This is a genomic window from Vibrio sp. bablab_jr001, assembly GCF_016464285.1.
GTDB classification, from domain to species: Bacteria; Pseudomonadota; Gammaproteobacteria; order Enterobacterales; family Vibrionaceae; genus Vibrio; species Vibrio fluvialis.
Window position 1 is genome coordinate 1 of the sequence record NZ_JACDWZ010000102.1, and the last position, 14791, is coordinate 14791.

Genomic DNA, 14791 nt, shown 5'->3' on the forward strand with positions numbered 1-14791 from the left:
CACTAAAACGGCGATTGAGAACAGGGTCACTGCACAGCGTTGACAGCAGAGGCCTTGCCATAACATGCGCCGGGATCAATATGGTTAGATTGGGCAGCGCTGGGTCGGCGTGTTTTGTTGCCTTAACCGCAGAACAGGATAACTGATTAAAAGTGAGAGTTTGGGGCATGGTGAGTATTGGTGCTTGCAACCAAGCCATCAACCCAACGAACAAGATCAGGCCCATCAGGGTGTAACAGCGCGGCGCAGCTGGATGGTGCCAGAGCCGCGTCATGACGTCATTCATAACGGCGATACGTTCCTTCGTTTTGTGAAGAAACTACGCCAATGTTATGAAGTTAATATGACAATTTTGAACGATTACTGCTGTTCGGTGCATTTGACCACCTATTTAGCGATCATCGTTTTGCAGACATTTTACGACGCATTTGTCCCGGTGTTTCACCGAAAAAGCGCCGAAACGCATGCGTTAACGCGCTCTGGCTGGAAAATCCGACCTTTTCGGCAATTTCGATCAGCGGCAAGCGAGTATCACGAATCATCTGATGCGCACGTTTCATCCGCGCGGTAAACAGGTATTGCCCCGGCGTCATGCCTGCCGCTTCGCGAAACAGCTCATGGAAGTGCCCGGCGCTGACATTACTGACCGACGCTAAGCGCGAGGTTGGCAGCGCTTCATCAATGTGCTGCTGAATGTATTCGTCGATCGCAACCAAATCGAGACGGCCACGATGAAGGTAATTGACTTCCTGCTTGTGGAACATGCGTTGATGCAGGCTGGATAAAAAGGTGGTGGTGATCCCCTCCGCCGCCTCCGGATAGCTGTCCCACACTTTGTTTTCCCGGTGCATGTAGGCCAGCAGATAACGCAGGCCGGAATCGATATCAAAATACTGCGCCGATTCGAACAGACGCTCAACCTTAAAACCGACATTCTCAGTCGGAATATCGAGGATAATGTGGCTATTATCGCCGATCCCCTGATAAAAGTGGACATCTCCACCTGGTACCAAACAACCATGAAACGGGTCAACCTGACCGCCTCTGCCCTGCACTTCAAACGCTGCGCCGCCACGATACGCAATCACAATCTGATGGTAATCGTGGTCATGATGTAAGCAACTATTTTGCAGAGTTTGTGTTCGAATTCGAATACCCATGATGAGTGTGGAAACATGTCCGACCAGGTTAATAAGAATTATTCTCTTATAACAAAGGTGTCATTAAAAACACAAGCAATATTTCAAAAGCGTTTCAAATGTTAAACAAGTGCTGCAATTTGCGCAAAAAATCAGGAGTTTTAAACAAGAATCCAACATGAGTAGCTGCTTAAATGCAAAACAACGCAAGGACACCATGCGGCAAACACAGCTCTCAATCAGGAAGAAAAATAACAATGACAGCAACGATCACTTTTATTGGTGCGGGAAACATGGCCAGCGCAATTGTCGGCGGCTTGGTCAGTCAGGGATACCCAGCCGATAGTATTACCGCAACGTCGCCGGACACAGCCATGCTTGACGCCGTCAGCACGCGCTTCGGTATTCAGGTCACCAGCGACAACTGCTCCGCCATCGCACAAGCCGACATTGTGGTACTGGCCGTCAAACCGCAGATTCTGCGTGTGGTATGTGAGGAACTACGCCCTAGCTTAGATGCTCGCGAGGTGCCCCCACTGGTACTTTCCATCGCCGCGGGGATTCCGCTCGGTTCGTTACAAGTCTGGTTGGGTGAGCACGTACCTGTGGTGCGCGCCATGCCAAATACGCCAGCCATGATCGGCTGTGGAGCCACTGCGCTTAAAGCGAATACTCTGGTCAGCGAAGCCCAATGTCAGCAGATCGAAAAACTGCTATCGAGTACCGGCATTGTCGAATGGCTGGCTGATGAAGAGCTGATGGATGCCACCACTGCCGTCGCGGGCAGCGCACCTGCATATTTCTTTCTGTTTTTCAAAGCGATGGAAGATGCCGCCGTGGCACAAGGACTTCCCCGCTCCACAGCACGCAAACTGGCGCTGCAAACCGGCTTTGGCGCCGCATCCATGGCACTAACCGGTGAGGATGAACCGGAGCAACTGATGCGCAATGTGATGTCTCCACAAGGTTCAACCGAGCGTGCCATTGCCTCATTCGAAGCCGCCGGGCTTCGCAACATCGTTGCACAGGCCATGCAGGACTGTGCCGATCGCGCCCGAGAGATGCAGTCACTCTTTGGCGAAAAATAACGAAATAGCTCACAGCACAATATTCCAATAACCGACGTACCCGACCCAGTCGGAAGGCGGTCATCCGTTGCGCCCGCGCGTAGTGGCGTTGTATGCGCGTGGGTGGATGCCGCCTGAATACGGCGACCTCAGGTAACCGAGGTAAACCTACAACCCGTAAAAGGACTCAGTAAAGATGAAAGGAAATCTTCGTAAAATCATGAAAACCGCCGCTCTGGCTGCGTGTGTTTCACTGGCAACGTCAGCCGCTCAAGCCGATGAATGGCGCATGGCCACCCCTTGGTCTGGTGGCCCTTGGCTGGAACGCGACGCCAAGTTTTTTGCCGACAACGTCAGCGAACTGACTCACGGTGACATCAGCGTGAAAGTGTTTCCGGGTGGTACACTCGGCAGCGCGCTGAAAGTTACGGACACCGTAAAATCGGGCGTGGCGACGGTCAGCCATAACTACATCAACTACGACTACGGTAAAGATCCAACGACCGCGCTGCTGGCCGGTCACTCAAGCGGTCTGACACCGGAAGAGTTCATGCTGTGGATGTACAAAGGCGGCGGTATCGAACTGTACGAACAGTACCGTAAAGAGAAATTCGGTGTGGTCGCTTTCCCTTGTTCCATTCTTGGCACCGAAATTTTCCTTCATTCCAACAAGCCCGTTCGCACGCTGGAAGACTTCAAAGGTTTGCGCATCCGCACCTCTGGCGCATGGGCAGAAATCGCCTCTCGTCTTGGCGCGTCAACCGTGGTGATGGCGGGTAGCGATATCTACTCCGCGCTGGAACGTGGCGTGATTGACGCAGCCGAATGGGGCAGCCCGGAAATGAACCGTCCAACCGGTTTTCAGGAAGTGGCGAAATACGTGATTCTACCGGGGATTCACCAGTCGGGTGGCGTACTGGAGTGTCAGGTGAACCAAAAAGCGTGGAACAAACTGCCTGCCGAAGAACAAACCCTGGTTCGCCAAGCCGCCAAACTGTCTCTGTTTGATTCATGGCTGGCTTCTTCTTATGCCGACTTAGATGCTTACAAAGAGCTGGTCAACGGCAGCAACGAAATCGTTCGTTTGGATCCGACATTCATCAGCCAGATCATGGCAGAAACTAAGAAGTGGGAAGATGAACACGCGGCAGACAACGCTTGGTTCAAGCGCGTGCTGACCTCTCAGCGCGAGTTCAAAGAGAAGATCAAACTGTGGCCGGAATACCGTCTGCAAATCGGCGCGACCGAAGGCTAATCTTCTTTGCCACAGCCGCCGCAAGGCGGCTGTCTGGTCTCTTTTCCGATCGTAATTAGGTTAACACTATGAAGTTGATTACCAGTATCGAGGCCATTACCCGCTTTGCCGGGCTGATCGCCGCTCTGTTGGTATTGCCGCTGATCGGTGCACTTGTCACCGAAGTTTTCAGCCGCTATATGTTTGATTCCCCGACCCTATGGGCTTTTGAAATCAGTTATATGGTCATGGGCGCCATTTTCATGCTTGGCCTCGCCAATGCACTGCGTCTTGGCCAGCACGTCAGTGTCGATGTGATGACTCTGAAACTCAAACCGCGCGTCAACGCAACGGTGCGCAGCCTTTGCTATCTGATGTTCCTGCCTATCGTGTGTTGGATCAGTCTGGATTTGTACCACTACTTCTACGAAGCGTTTGAAAGTGGTGAACGCTCCGGCCGTTCGGCATGGAACCCGGTGATGTGGCCAATCTATGGCGTCTGGTTTATTGGCCTGGCGGCTCTGAGCCTGCAAATTCTGGCAGAACTGCTGAAATCGGCGCAAATCGCCCTTGGCCGCGAGGTGAATGTATGAGTGATTATTTATCCCTGTTGATGTTCCCGCTATTGATCTTGTTTATCTTTGCGGGATTTCAGGTCGCATTCTCCATGATTCTGGTCGCGACCATTTTCGGCCTGATGCAGTTTGGCGACGTGACCGCTTATCAATTGCTGAGCAAAATTGAAGAAACCGCCACCAACTCGATACTTGCCGCCGTCCCGCTGTTCATTTTCATGGGGGCGATGTTGGAGAAATCCGGTATCGCCGAGCGGCTGTTTAAAGCCATCCATATGTGGACGCACGGCATGCCCGGCGGACTTGGCGTCGGCGCCATTCTGCTCGGCACCATTTTCGCTGCCGCGAGCGGCGTGGTCGGCGCAACCGAAGCGGTGATTGGCATGCTCGCCATTCCAATCATGATGAAACACGCTTACGACAAACGCCTGCTGTCCGGCGTGATCTGCGCCAGTGGCTCGCTCGGTACCGCGATTCCGCCTTCGATTACCGTGATTGTACTTGGTCCGGTGGCGGGCGTGTCGGTCGGTCAGCTATTCAGTGGCTTGCTGCTGCCGGGCCTGATGATGGCGACGCTGTTTATTTTGTACGTGATTGTGCTCTCGTGGCTGAAACCGGCGGTGGCACCTCGCCAGGTTGAAGATGGCGAAGGCTACAGCCTGAAAGAGCGACTGGTCGCGACGTTCACTGCGCTGCTGCCAGCGGCTATTCTGATTTTTGCCGTGCTGGGCACCATCCTGATGGGTTTAGCCACACCGACCGAAGCCGCCGCCTGTGGTGCACTTGGCTCCATCATTCTGGCCGCCTGTTACCGTAACCTGAAACTGCAGGTGATGTGGAGCTCGCTGATGAGCACCGTCAACATCTCTGCCATGATCTTACTGATTGTGCTCGGCGGGAACATGTTTGCGGGCGTATTCTTTGCCGCAGGTGGTATGGCGACCGTGCAATCGGTACTACTCGGCACTGGCCTTGAAGCGTGGGCAATTCTGGCGCTGATCCTCATCATCGCATTTCTGGCAGGGTTTGTGCTCGACATGATGTCAGTGGTATTGATCGTGATTCCGGTTGCAATGCCCGTAGTGCGCATTCTCGGCTTTGATGAAGTGTGGTTCTGCGTGGCGTTCCTGGTGGTACTGCAAACCAGCTACCTGACTCCGCCGCTGGCACCGTCGATTTTCTATCTGCGTGCCATTACGCCGCCGGATATTTCGCTACGTCATATGTATGCGGGCGTGGTGCCGTTTATTGTAATTCAGCTTCTGGTGCTGACGGCAGTGCTCGCCTTCCCCGAAACCGCGTTGTGGTTACCCGATGTGATGGGTGGCCCGGCCTGGGAATAATAGTGACTCCGACTGGCGGCACTGGCTGCCAGTCTTGCAAACTCTGTGAGGTTTTATGAAGTTTCTCTCAGCCGACGTTGTTGCCCGCCATCTGCCTTGGACAACGCTCATCGACAAACTGGACGATACCTTTCGCACGGGTGTGAATGCCCCCGCGCGTCACCACCACACCATTGAACGCCCAGACGGCGAAGCCACCATGCTGCTGATGCCCGCATGGGAGCAACATGGCTATATTGGCATGAAAATGCTCAACGTATTTCCGCAGAACTCGTCCGTGGGCTTACCTGCGATTTCCGGCCTGTATCTGTTATCGGAAGGCCAACATGGCCAAACGCTGGCGTGCATTGCCGGCAACGAACTGACTCGTCGTCGCACCGCCGCAGCCTCTGCGCTGGCCGCGCGTTATCTGGCTAAAACAAATGCGCAGACGCTACTTATCGTCGGCACCGGACAGGTGGCGCCGATGCTAATTGAAGCGCACGCCGCTGTGCGGCCGATTCAGCGCGTGCTGGTCTGGGGGCGTAATCCCGACAAAGTGAAAGCAATGGTTGATGAGTATCAGGATTATCAAGGCGCCTTTACCACCATCACGCAGATTGAAGCCGTCAGCGATCTGGCCAAAGCCTGCGCTCAGGCCGACATCATCAGTTGCGCGACGCTCTCCAAAGAACCCATTGTGCGGGGTGAATGGTTACAACCCGGCTGCCACCTCGATTTGGTCGGGGCGTTTCGCAAAGATATGCGCGAATGTGATGGTGAAGCCGTTGCACGCAGTCAGGTGTTTGTCGATACCTGGGCAGGCGCAAAAGGCGAAGCAGGCGATCTACATCAGGCGATGGCCGAAGGTCAGTTTTCAATGGAAGACATTCATGGCGACTTGGAACAGCTGACTCGCCACGAGGTGTTTGGCCGCCGCTCCGATGACGACATCACGCTGTTTAAATCGGTCGGCGCATCGCTGGAAGATCTCGCCGCCGCAATTGTACTGTGGGAAGGTTTACCCCAAGACTGATTATCCTTCCGTCTCTTTCCTCACATGCGCCGACGTACATGTCTGTTGTGACACTTTTTGCTCAGGTCAGGTTTGCACTCACCTAACCTGAACACCCTGGTTTAGTAATCTTTTGTGCCTTGCAGCACATTTGTAATACCATAGCCCTCCTCCGTATGGTACCTAGACTGGGAGACAACTTATGGACAACAGAAAAAACAGGTATCGTCAGGCGCATCGTGAGGCTTTTTTAGCCATTGCGCTGGCAGTGGGCTACTTCATCTGGTGGTACGTTTCCGCCTATGGGTTTTCGGCACCGCCGCAAGACACCAGCATGCCTGAACTCTATTTCGGCATGCCGCTCTGGTTCCTGCTTTCGTGTGTGATTGGCCCGATCATTTTCACTGTGCTGTGCGCGGTGATGGTGAAAGTGTTTTATCGCGATATTCCCTTAGATGTAAATCCTGACGAATCCAATGAATAGTCAACTTCTCATACCTTTAGTTATTTATCTGATTGGCGTATTCGCGGTCGCTTTTCTGACTCGCCGCCACTACAAAAACGGCAGTTTCCTCAGCGAATACTTCGTGGGTAGCCGCAGCATGGGTGGCTTCGTATTAGCCATGACGTTGGCCGCCACGTATGCCAGCGCCAGTAGCTTTATCGGCGGCCCCGGAGCGGCATACAAAATGGGCCTCGGATGGGTATTGCTGGCCATGATCCAGTTACCGGCGACCTGGCTGACACTGGGGGTTCTGGGTAAAAAGTTTGCGATTGAAGCGCGCAAACATAACGCCCTGACACTCAATGACATTTTGTATGCACGCTTTAAAAGTCGCGCGGTCGTCATTCTGGCTTCGTTCTCCTTGCTGCTCGCCTTTTTCGGCACCATGGTTGTGCAGTTTGTCGGCGGCGCACGCCTGCTGCAAACCGTCACCGGATTGCCGTATGAACAGGGCTTGTTGCTGTTTGCCTGCACCGTCGGTTTGTATACCACCATCGGCGGTTTTCGCGCTGTGGTTCTGACCGACACCATTCAGGGCATCATGATGCTCATCGGCACCATTATTCTGTTGGTTGGCGTGGTGCACGCGGGCGGCAGCGTCGGTGAACTGATCACCAGCTTGCATGCGATTGATCCCGCGTTGGTCACTCCGTATGGACCAAATCACTTCCTCAGCCAACCGTTTATTCTCAGTTTCTGGGTGTTGGTCTGTTTCGGCGTGATTGGTCTGCCGCATGCGGCGGTGCGTTGTATGTCGTACAAAGACAGTCCTTCGCTGCACAAAGGCATGGTGATCAGCACCATCATGATGGCGCTGCTGATGTTTGGTACCCACATGGCAGGCGCATTGGGGCGCGCGATTGTGCCGGATGTTGGCAGCCCGGATCAGATCATGCCGACCCTGATGATGACGGTACTGCCACCCATGGTGGCCGGCATCTTTCTCGCAGGCCCGATGGCAGCCATCATGTCGACCATCGACTCACAGCTGATTCAGGCGTCAGCAACGCTGCTGAAAGATCTCTACATCAACTACATCAATCCGGGTGTGGTCAAAGAGGACAACGCGGAGAGTAAACTCAATCGCATGTCACTGTGGATCACCGGCATCTTTGCCCTATTGGTCTTCTTTGCTGCCACCAACCCACCAGACATGATTGTGTGGCTGAATCTGATTGCCCTCGGCGGCCTGCAAGCCGTGTTCTTGTGGCCGTTAGTACTTGGTTTGTACTGGGAAAAGGCATCGGCCACGGGGGCGTTGTGCTCCATGGTTTCCGGGCTGACCGTCTATATCGGCCTGATGTGGATAAAGCCAGACATGGGCGGCGTGCATCCGATTGTGCCGACACTGGTGGTTGGCCTGCTGTCATTTATCTCCGGCAGTTGGTTAAAACCCAAACCGCAGCCAGCGGCGATCCATTCCTGACAGAACCCGATTTGAACGAGACAAGAGCGGCCATCAGCCGCTCTTTTTGATTCTGACCAGCGACATAAATCTTCTCAATCCCGTTGCCTTTGGCATCATCTCTCCATAAGCTTGCTGTAAATTCATGAAAATTATCAGGATAGCGAATGGACAGGCTGCAATGCGACCGAATGTTTGTCGCGGTAATGGAACTCGGCAGTTTCGCCAAAGCCGCTGAGCGCTTGGCAATCAGCAGCGGTCAGGCCTCCAAACTGATTTCACGCCTTGAGCAAGAGCTCGGCGTACAACTGTTCAAACGCTCGACCCGCTCACTCGCCGCGACAGATGTCGGTCAGGCTTATTACGAGCGCATCAAACGCGTGTTGGACGATCTTGATGAGCTCGACGATTCGATTCGTAACGCCTCGCGCCTGCCGTCCGGCCGGCTGCGGATTTCCGCACCCGTCACGTTTGGCCAAAGCCAACTAGCCCCCAGCCTGATTGCCTTCTCCAGACAGTTTCCCGATATCGATCTCGACGTGAAATTCTCGGATCGCAGCGTCAATATTGTCGATGAAGGCTTTGATTTGGCGCTACGCATCGGCAAGTTAGACGACAGCAGTCTGATTGCCCGTAAACTGTGTGAAGTCCGCGTCGTGACCCTGGCTTCGCCGGAGTATCTGCAGCAGCACGGCATGCCCATTCACACTCGCGAACTTTCGCAGCACCATTGCATTATCGATACGAATTTTCGCGATCCCTACCACTGGCCGTATCTCAATGAGCAAGGCAAAGTACAGGATCTTGCCGTCAATGGCCGACTCAAATTTTCCAATGCCGATGTGTGTTTGGAAGCCGCGTGTGCCGGGCTCGGCATCGCGCGACTGCCAACGTTTGTTGCCGCTCAGGCACTGCAACAAAAACGGGTTATCGCGTTGCTGCAAGAGTACGAAGTACCGCCGCTCGGGCTCTATGCGCTCTACCCGCCTGCCAAACATCTCGCTCAGTCATCCCGAGCCTTCATCGATTTTCTGGTTAACCGTTTTGCCAACGGCGCAGATTGGGAATAGCGATCGGTCATGCGCGCTATTTCTTCCATATTGGAAGGAAATAACTTCACTCTCGCCATCTAATCATTCATTTGGAAGTAAGTTAAAGTTTCTTCATCGCAATCAAACAGAGATTCTGAGGTGAAACATGCTGGTTAATGGTCAATGGACAAAAGAGTGGCACCCTGTGCAGGCAACCGACGAGAAAGGTGGTTTTGTCCGCCAGACATCAAGTTTTCGTGATTGGGTGGTTGCTCCCGAATCACTGGCAGCAGGCGAAAGCGCCAAGTTTATCGCCGAATCAGGTCGTTACCATCTGTATGTAGCGCTGATCTGTCCGTGGGCCTCACGCACGCTGATTGCTCGTAAACTCAAAGGATTGGAAGACGTCGTGAGCGTTTCTGTGGTCGAACCTAAACTGCTTGATGAGGGCTGGCATTTTGGCGATTACCCGGGTGCCGACCGTGACGAACTGAACGGTTTTGAGTGGATGCATCAACTCTACACCCATGCCGATCCGCACTTTACTGGCCGTGCGACCGTGCCTGTCCTGTGGGATAAGAAAACCCGCACCATCGTCAACAACGAGTCAGCAGACATCGTACGCATGTTCAACAGCGGCTTTGGTGAGCTGGCCAATCAGGACTTTGACCTTTATCCGTCGTTGCTGCGTGAAGAGATTGATGCCCTGAATGCGGCGATCTATCCAAAGCTCAATAACGGTGTCTACCGCGCTGGTTTTGCTACCACGCAGGAAAGTTACGAAGAAGCATTCCATGACGTATTCACTATGCTGGACACTTTAGAAAATCGTTTGAGCGATGGACGTGATTACCTTTCCGGTCAACAAGTTACCGAGGCTGATATTCGTCTGTTCGTCACGTTAATTCGCTTCGACCCTGCGTATCATGGCATTTTTAAATGTAACTTACGCCAGCTGCGTGACTACCCTTACTTAAATGGGTACGTCAAACGCCTGCTGAATTTGCCGGGCGTGCGCAGCACCGTCAGCCTTGAGCACATCAAACAAGGCTATTATTCAATTAAAGCTCTGAATCCGAACGGGATTGTGCCGGTAGGTCCGGACATGTCGGATTATGGTTTGTAAGTACTGCGTGAACACGTGGTTCAGTAAGGAACGATGATGACAAAGAAAATTGTAATTCTGCTGCACGGAGTCGGCAGTTCTGGTGACGATCTGGAACGTCTGGGTGATTACTGGGCGCCATCAATGCCGGGCGTGAAGTTCCTCTCGCCGAATGCACCTTTTCCGTTTGATCACGGTGGCGGTTACCAATGGTTCAGCCTTGATGGCATTAATGAGATTAACCGCCCGAGCCGGGTTCAGGATGCACGTGTCGCGATGGATCAAACCATCACTGATATACTGCTGCAACATGGCGGCTCTTGGCAGACCGACGACATCATTCTGGTCGGCTTTTCCCAAGGCACAATCATGTCGATGGATGTACTGGCGAGCAGCCGCTTGCCCGTAAGAGCGATTGTGGGTTTCTCCGGCCGCCTTTCATCACCGCAACCTTACCATATCGACAACCAGATACCTGTGCTGCTGATTCACGGCAAAGGTGACCCTGTCATTCCTTATTCGGAAACCGAAAAGGCCGCCATTGCACTACAAGCAGCCGGCGTGGACGTCACCACTTTCCTTGAGCCTGGCATTCCGCACACGATTTCTCAGGCTGGTGCCGATAAAGCCGCAGAGTTTATTCGCCGCCAGTTTAATCTCGCCTGATCATCGTCAGCACTCAAAAACAGAACGGGCCTGAAATCTTCAGGCCCGTCGTTGTTGTTACTCTCTCATTGCGATTAGCTCAGACTGGCGAGTCGCGCAGCAAATCCCATGAAAAACATGCCGAGTAAGCCATTACCCAGCTGCGACAAACGTTTGTTGTTTTTAAACATTTGCGTCAGTGATGTGCCTAAGAAAATCAGCGCACTCAGGTAAACGATGCTGAAAATCTCCAGAATCGTGGCCAGGATCAGGTAAGAAATCCAGGTGTGATCGTAGGTGTAGTCGATAAACTGAATGAAAAATGATACGTAGAAAAGAATCGCTTTCGGATTGGTCAGACTCAGCGACAGTGATTTCGCAAACACGTTTTCGCTTTTCTTCGGACGCTCCACGCCCGACTCGTCATCCCCGCCTTTACGCAGCAGAGAATGAATGATCTTCAGGCCGAGATACAGCAGATACGCCGCGCCCAGATAACGAATGATGGTAAACAGCACAGGTGAAGTCTGAATCAAAGACGCCACGCCGAGGTAAGACAGCAGAATCAATACCGCATCGCCAATCAGCACGCCCGATGCCGCTTTATAGCCCGCTTTGACACCAAACGACGAACTGGATTTCAGTACATACAAAGAGTTCGGCCCGGGAGCGAGAATGATCATGGTCAGCCCGACCATATAGGTCCAAATATTAATGACACCAAAACTCTCTAACATGCTGTCCCTCGCTATACCCAAGCTCATTCTACGACTAAGGAGATCGTGTATAACGCAAATACTCAATGAAGTCGAGAACAGAAAATAACCGATCTGAAAAAACACCTTCCCGTAAGATGATTGTCTGGTCTTTGAAGACTGATGCAGAAAGAGGCTGCCTGTGAGCGAGGGGTTATGCAGAGATTTATCCTATCTTACGATTCAAAGCCAAGTAAACGTTTGCATTGCTACGCAAAGCAACAGAATCATATCTTGTGTTGCCTTTTTTAGAACAAATCGTTGGTTTTATATCATTAGTTCCAACAATTTATTTATGGTTAAATCATTGAGCACGGTTTTACTATGGAAATAAAAAATCAAATAAGGAAGCAAGCTATGGATAGTTTAAAAGGCCAGCTGGGAAACTGGCGGCTACATCTGACCGTCGTGGCAATATCGGTGGTTGCCGAACTGATCGGAATAATTAAAGTGCCACTGGGAAGCAGCAGCGTAGTGTTATTACCGCTGTTCTATGCTTTTATTTTTGGTCTGTTGCTCAACCCGAACGTGGTTAAAAAGGCCAAAGCGGTCATGAGTACAAAAGCCGCTGAAAAAGCCACGCCAATTATCATTATTTCCGTTTTACCTTTTCTGGCTAAATTCGGCACATTGATTGGACCATCACTGAATAAAATATTAGAAATTGGTCCAGCGATGATATTTCAGGAACTGGGAAACCTTGGCACGATATTAATTGCGATGCCGGTTGCGATTCTGGTATTGAAGATGGGACGTGAATCGGTCGGTGCCTGTTTCTCGATTGCCCGTGAACCGAATATCGCCCTGATTTCGGATAAATATGGCCTCAAAAGCCCGGAAGGTATCGGCGTCATGGGCGTCTATGTGATGGGTACCATGTTCGGCACGCTCTATTTTGGTCTGCTGGCTTCCTTGCTTGCTTCGACCAACTGGTTTGATCCGCGCGCCCTTGCCATGGCATGTGGGGTTGGCAGTGGCAGTATGACCGCCGCTTGCTCCGCCGCACTCGGTGCTTCTATTCCTGAAATGAAAGATGAAATCTTAGCACTGGCGGGAGCCAGTAACTTGCTGACCAATGCGACGGGTCTGTTTGTCGGCTTGTTTATCGCACTGCCGCTGACCGAGAAAATGTACCGTCTTCTGACCAAGAATCAGCCAGTCCGTTCATCCGCAGCTCAAGGGAGTGACCTCAATGTCTAATGCAGCTACCGCAAAAAACGTTAACGCAAACATCAACCTGATTGATTACGCGATGGTACTGGTCATTGTGTGTATTATCGCCCTGATCAGTAACTGGACCGGAACCGGAATTACACCACTCTCCGCCTTACCCGGTATGATCATTATATTTGGCATGGTTATGGCTGGTTTATTTCTGGCCAAAGTGATGCCGTTTTATTTACCATCGGTCGCCTGGTTGTCATTGGTCAGTGTAATACTGACCATGCCAGCCTCTCCGGTATCTGAATTTATTCTGACCTACGTAAAAGAAATTAATTTCTTAAGTTTGGTCAGCCCGGTATTAGCATACGCTGGTTTAGCCATCAGCAAACAAGAAGTCACGACGTTTAAGTCGGCCGGCGGTAAAGTCGTTATTATCGCTCTGCTAGTCTTTACCGGGACGTATTTAGGCTCCGCTATCATTGCGAATTTAGCTCTATAATTGATTATTCATCACCATGCTCAACGATTTGGCGCTGCAGTGCGATGGCGAATAAAAATAGCCAACGCCCTGCAACGTCAAATAAACAATCTATTTCAATACGTCAGCCACTGATCGAAGTGCACATAATCAAGATGTGAAAAATGATGACTCAATATATTGATCAGAACTCAAAAGAACACCAACAACTGATTGCCTGGAGACGCGATCTCCATGCCCACCCAGAAACGGCTTATGAAGAGTTTCGTACGTCCGATACCATCGCCTCCATCCTGAGCGAACTCGGTTTGCAAATCGAACGCAGGCTCGGAGGCACAGGTATTGTCGCGACACTGCATGGCAATCAAGGCGACGGTCCGACCATCGGCCTGAGAGCGGATATGGATGCGCTCGATGTCGTAGAAATGAATGCCTTTGATCACTGCTCTAAGCATCACGGCAAAATGCACGCGTGCGGTCATGACGGTCACACGACCATGCTGCTGGGTGCAGCCGTCTCCTTGTCCAAAAATCCCGATTTCAAAGGTACTGTCCACTTCATTTTCCAACCGGCGGAAGAGAATGAAGCAGGCGCTAAAGCGATGATTGAAGATGGCTTATTCGAACGTTTCCCGATGCAGGAAGTGTATGGCCTGCACAACTGGCCTGCACTGCCAGCGGGTCAGGCCGCGGTGCATTATGGCGCGGTGATGGCCGCTTTCGATACGTTTGATATCACCATTAAAGGCGTAGGCGGACATGGCGCCATGCCGCATGATACGGTCGATCCTGTTTACACTGCCAGCCTGATTATCAACGCGCTGCAAGGCATCATCAGCCGCAATCTTGACCCGCAAAAGTCCGGTGTGATCAGCGTGACTCAGGTTCATGGAGGCCACGCTTACAACGTGATTCCGGAAGAAGTGACTTTGAAAGGCACAACACGCTCTTTCTGCCCGAAGGTGCGAGACTTGATTGAAACACGCATGTTGGACGTCGTCAGAGGCATCGCAAAAGCGCAAGGCTGTAAAGCTGATATTCTCTATTCACGTCGCTACCCGGCGACCATCAATACTCAGCCGGAAGCGGAGAAATGTCAGCGCGTGCTTGAATCCATGCCTGAGATTCAGCAGGTCCATGTAAACCCACCCGCGAGCATGGGCGGCGAAGATTTTGCCTTTATGCTGGAAAAACTGCCCGGCGCTTACATTTGGCTCGGCAACGGCAGCGACAACCATTCGCACAATCTGCACAGCCCGAATTACGACTTTAATGATGAGGTACTACCTATCGGTGCCAACTTCTGGGTTAAACTGGTTCAACATTTGTTAGCCGATTAATCGTACTCAGC

15 protein-coding genes and 1 pseudogene are annotated in these 14791 nt (G+C 52.1%); 13 read left to right on the forward strand and 3 right to left on the reverse strand.

Annotation, left to right across the window (positions count from 1 at the left end; all coding sequences use genetic code 11):
- Both JIG40_RS22785 and JIG40_RS18090 read right to left on the reverse strand, forming a co-directional pair.
- Positions 1-286 (reverse strand): annotated as a pseudogene (locus JIG40_RS22785) (hypothetical protein); the annotation flags it as partial.
- A 112-nt stretch (positions 287-398) separates the two neighbouring features.
- A complete protein-coding gene (locus JIG40_RS18090; protein ID WP_206769421.1) occupies positions 399-1160 on the reverse strand; it encodes an AraC family transcriptional regulator in 762 nt (253 codons plus the stop codon).
- Positions 1161-1396: 236 nt separating this feature from the next.
- Here JIG40_RS18090 and proC point away from each other — a divergent pair, with 236 nt between their 5' ends.
- The 10 genes from proC to JIG40_RS18140 all read left to right on the forward strand — a co-directional run bounded on the left by proC (position 1397) and on the right by JIG40_RS18140 (position 11064).
- Positions 1397-2227, forward strand: a complete 831-nt coding sequence (proC, locus tag JIG40_RS18095; protein WP_199465783.1) for a pyrroline-5-carboxylate reductase — start codon at positions 1397-1399, stop codon at positions 2225-2227.
- Positions 2228-2402: 175 nt separating this feature from the next.
- Positions 2403-3461, forward strand: a complete 1059-nt coding sequence (gene dctP / locus JIG40_RS18100) for a TRAP transporter substrate-binding protein DctP (RefSeq protein WP_143683273.1) — start codon at positions 2403-2405, stop codon at positions 3459-3461.
- A gap of 68 nt (positions 3462-3529) precedes the next feature.
- A complete protein-coding gene (locus tag JIG40_RS18105) occupies positions 3530-4033 on the forward strand; it encodes a TRAP transporter small permease subunit (RefSeq protein ID WP_020328313.1) in 504 nt (167 codons plus the stop codon).
- Positions 4030-5358: a TRAP transporter large permease subunit gene (locus JIG40_RS18110; RefSeq protein WP_199465784.1), complete on the forward strand. Its 1329-nt coding sequence runs from the start codon at positions 4030-4032 to the stop codon at positions 5356-5358. The genes JIG40_RS18105 and JIG40_RS18110 overlap by 4 nt, the downstream gene beginning before the upstream one ends.
- A gap of 55 nt (positions 5359-5413) precedes the next feature.
- Entirely contained in the window at positions 5414-6373 is a 960-nt protein-coding gene (locus JIG40_RS18115) for an ornithine cyclodeaminase family protein (RefSeq protein ID WP_047460797.1), read from the forward strand.
- Positions 6374-6554: 181 nt separating this feature from the next.
- On the forward strand, positions 6555-6836 hold the full coding sequence (locus JIG40_RS18120) for a YhdT family protein (RefSeq protein ID WP_199465785.1): 282 nt from the start codon (positions 6555-6557) through the stop codon (positions 6834-6836).
- Positions 6829-8283 carry a sodium/pantothenate symporter gene (gene panF / locus JIG40_RS18125; RefSeq protein WP_020328308.1) on the forward strand — a complete coding sequence of 485 codons (1455 nt, stop codon included), beginning with the start codon at positions 6829-6831 and terminating at the stop codon, positions 8281-8283. The genes JIG40_RS18120 and panF overlap by 8 nt, the downstream gene beginning before the upstream one ends.
- Before the next feature lie 146 nt (positions 8284-8429).
- A complete protein-coding gene (locus JIG40_RS18130; protein ID WP_038127320.1) occupies positions 8430-9332 on the forward strand; it encodes a LysR family transcriptional regulator in 903 nt (300 codons plus the stop codon).
- Positions 9333-9459: 127 nt separating this feature from the next.
- Positions 9460-10419 carry a glutathione S-transferase family protein gene (locus JIG40_RS18135; RefSeq protein ID WP_199465786.1) on the forward strand — a complete coding sequence of 320 codons (960 nt, stop codon included), beginning with the start codon at positions 9460-9462 and terminating at the stop codon, positions 10417-10419.
- Between the two features lie 36 nt (positions 10420-10455).
- On the forward strand, positions 10456-11064 hold the full coding sequence (locus JIG40_RS18140; RefSeq protein WP_143683269.1) for a dienelactone hydrolase family protein: 609 nt from the start codon (positions 10456-10458) through the stop codon (positions 11062-11064).
- Between the two features lie 74 nt (positions 11065-11138).
- Here the strand turns inward: JIG40_RS18140 and leuE are convergent, their stop codons facing one another.
- Positions 11139-11780: a leucine efflux protein LeuE gene (gene leuE / locus JIG40_RS18145; RefSeq protein ID WP_020328304.1), complete on the reverse strand. Its 642-nt coding sequence runs from the start codon at positions 11778-11780 to the stop codon at positions 11139-11141.
- Between the two features lie 375 nt (positions 11781-12155).
- Between leuE and JIG40_RS18150 the strand changes: the two genes are divergently transcribed.
- The 3 genes from JIG40_RS18150 (at position 12156) to JIG40_RS18160 (ending at position 14780) form a co-directional block, all read left to right on the forward strand.
- The gene (locus tag JIG40_RS18150; protein WP_047460777.1) at positions 12156-12998 is read left to right on the forward strand and encodes a DUF3100 domain-containing protein; all 843 of its coding nucleotides are present in this window, start codon (positions 12156-12158) and stop codon (positions 12996-12998) included.
- Positions 12991-13461 (forward strand): hypothetical protein, encoded by a 471-nt coding sequence (locus JIG40_RS18155; RefSeq protein WP_020328301.1) that lies wholly within the window; start codon positions 12991-12993, stop codon positions 13459-13461. Before JIG40_RS18150 ends, JIG40_RS18155 begins: the two co-directional genes overlap by 8 nt.
- A 143-nt stretch (positions 13462-13604) precedes the next feature.
- Positions 13605-14780, forward strand: a complete 1176-nt coding sequence (locus JIG40_RS18160; RefSeq protein WP_199465787.1) for a M20 aminoacylase family protein — start codon at positions 13605-13607, stop codon at positions 14778-14780.
- The last annotated feature ends 11 nt before the right edge of the window (positions 14781-14791 follow it).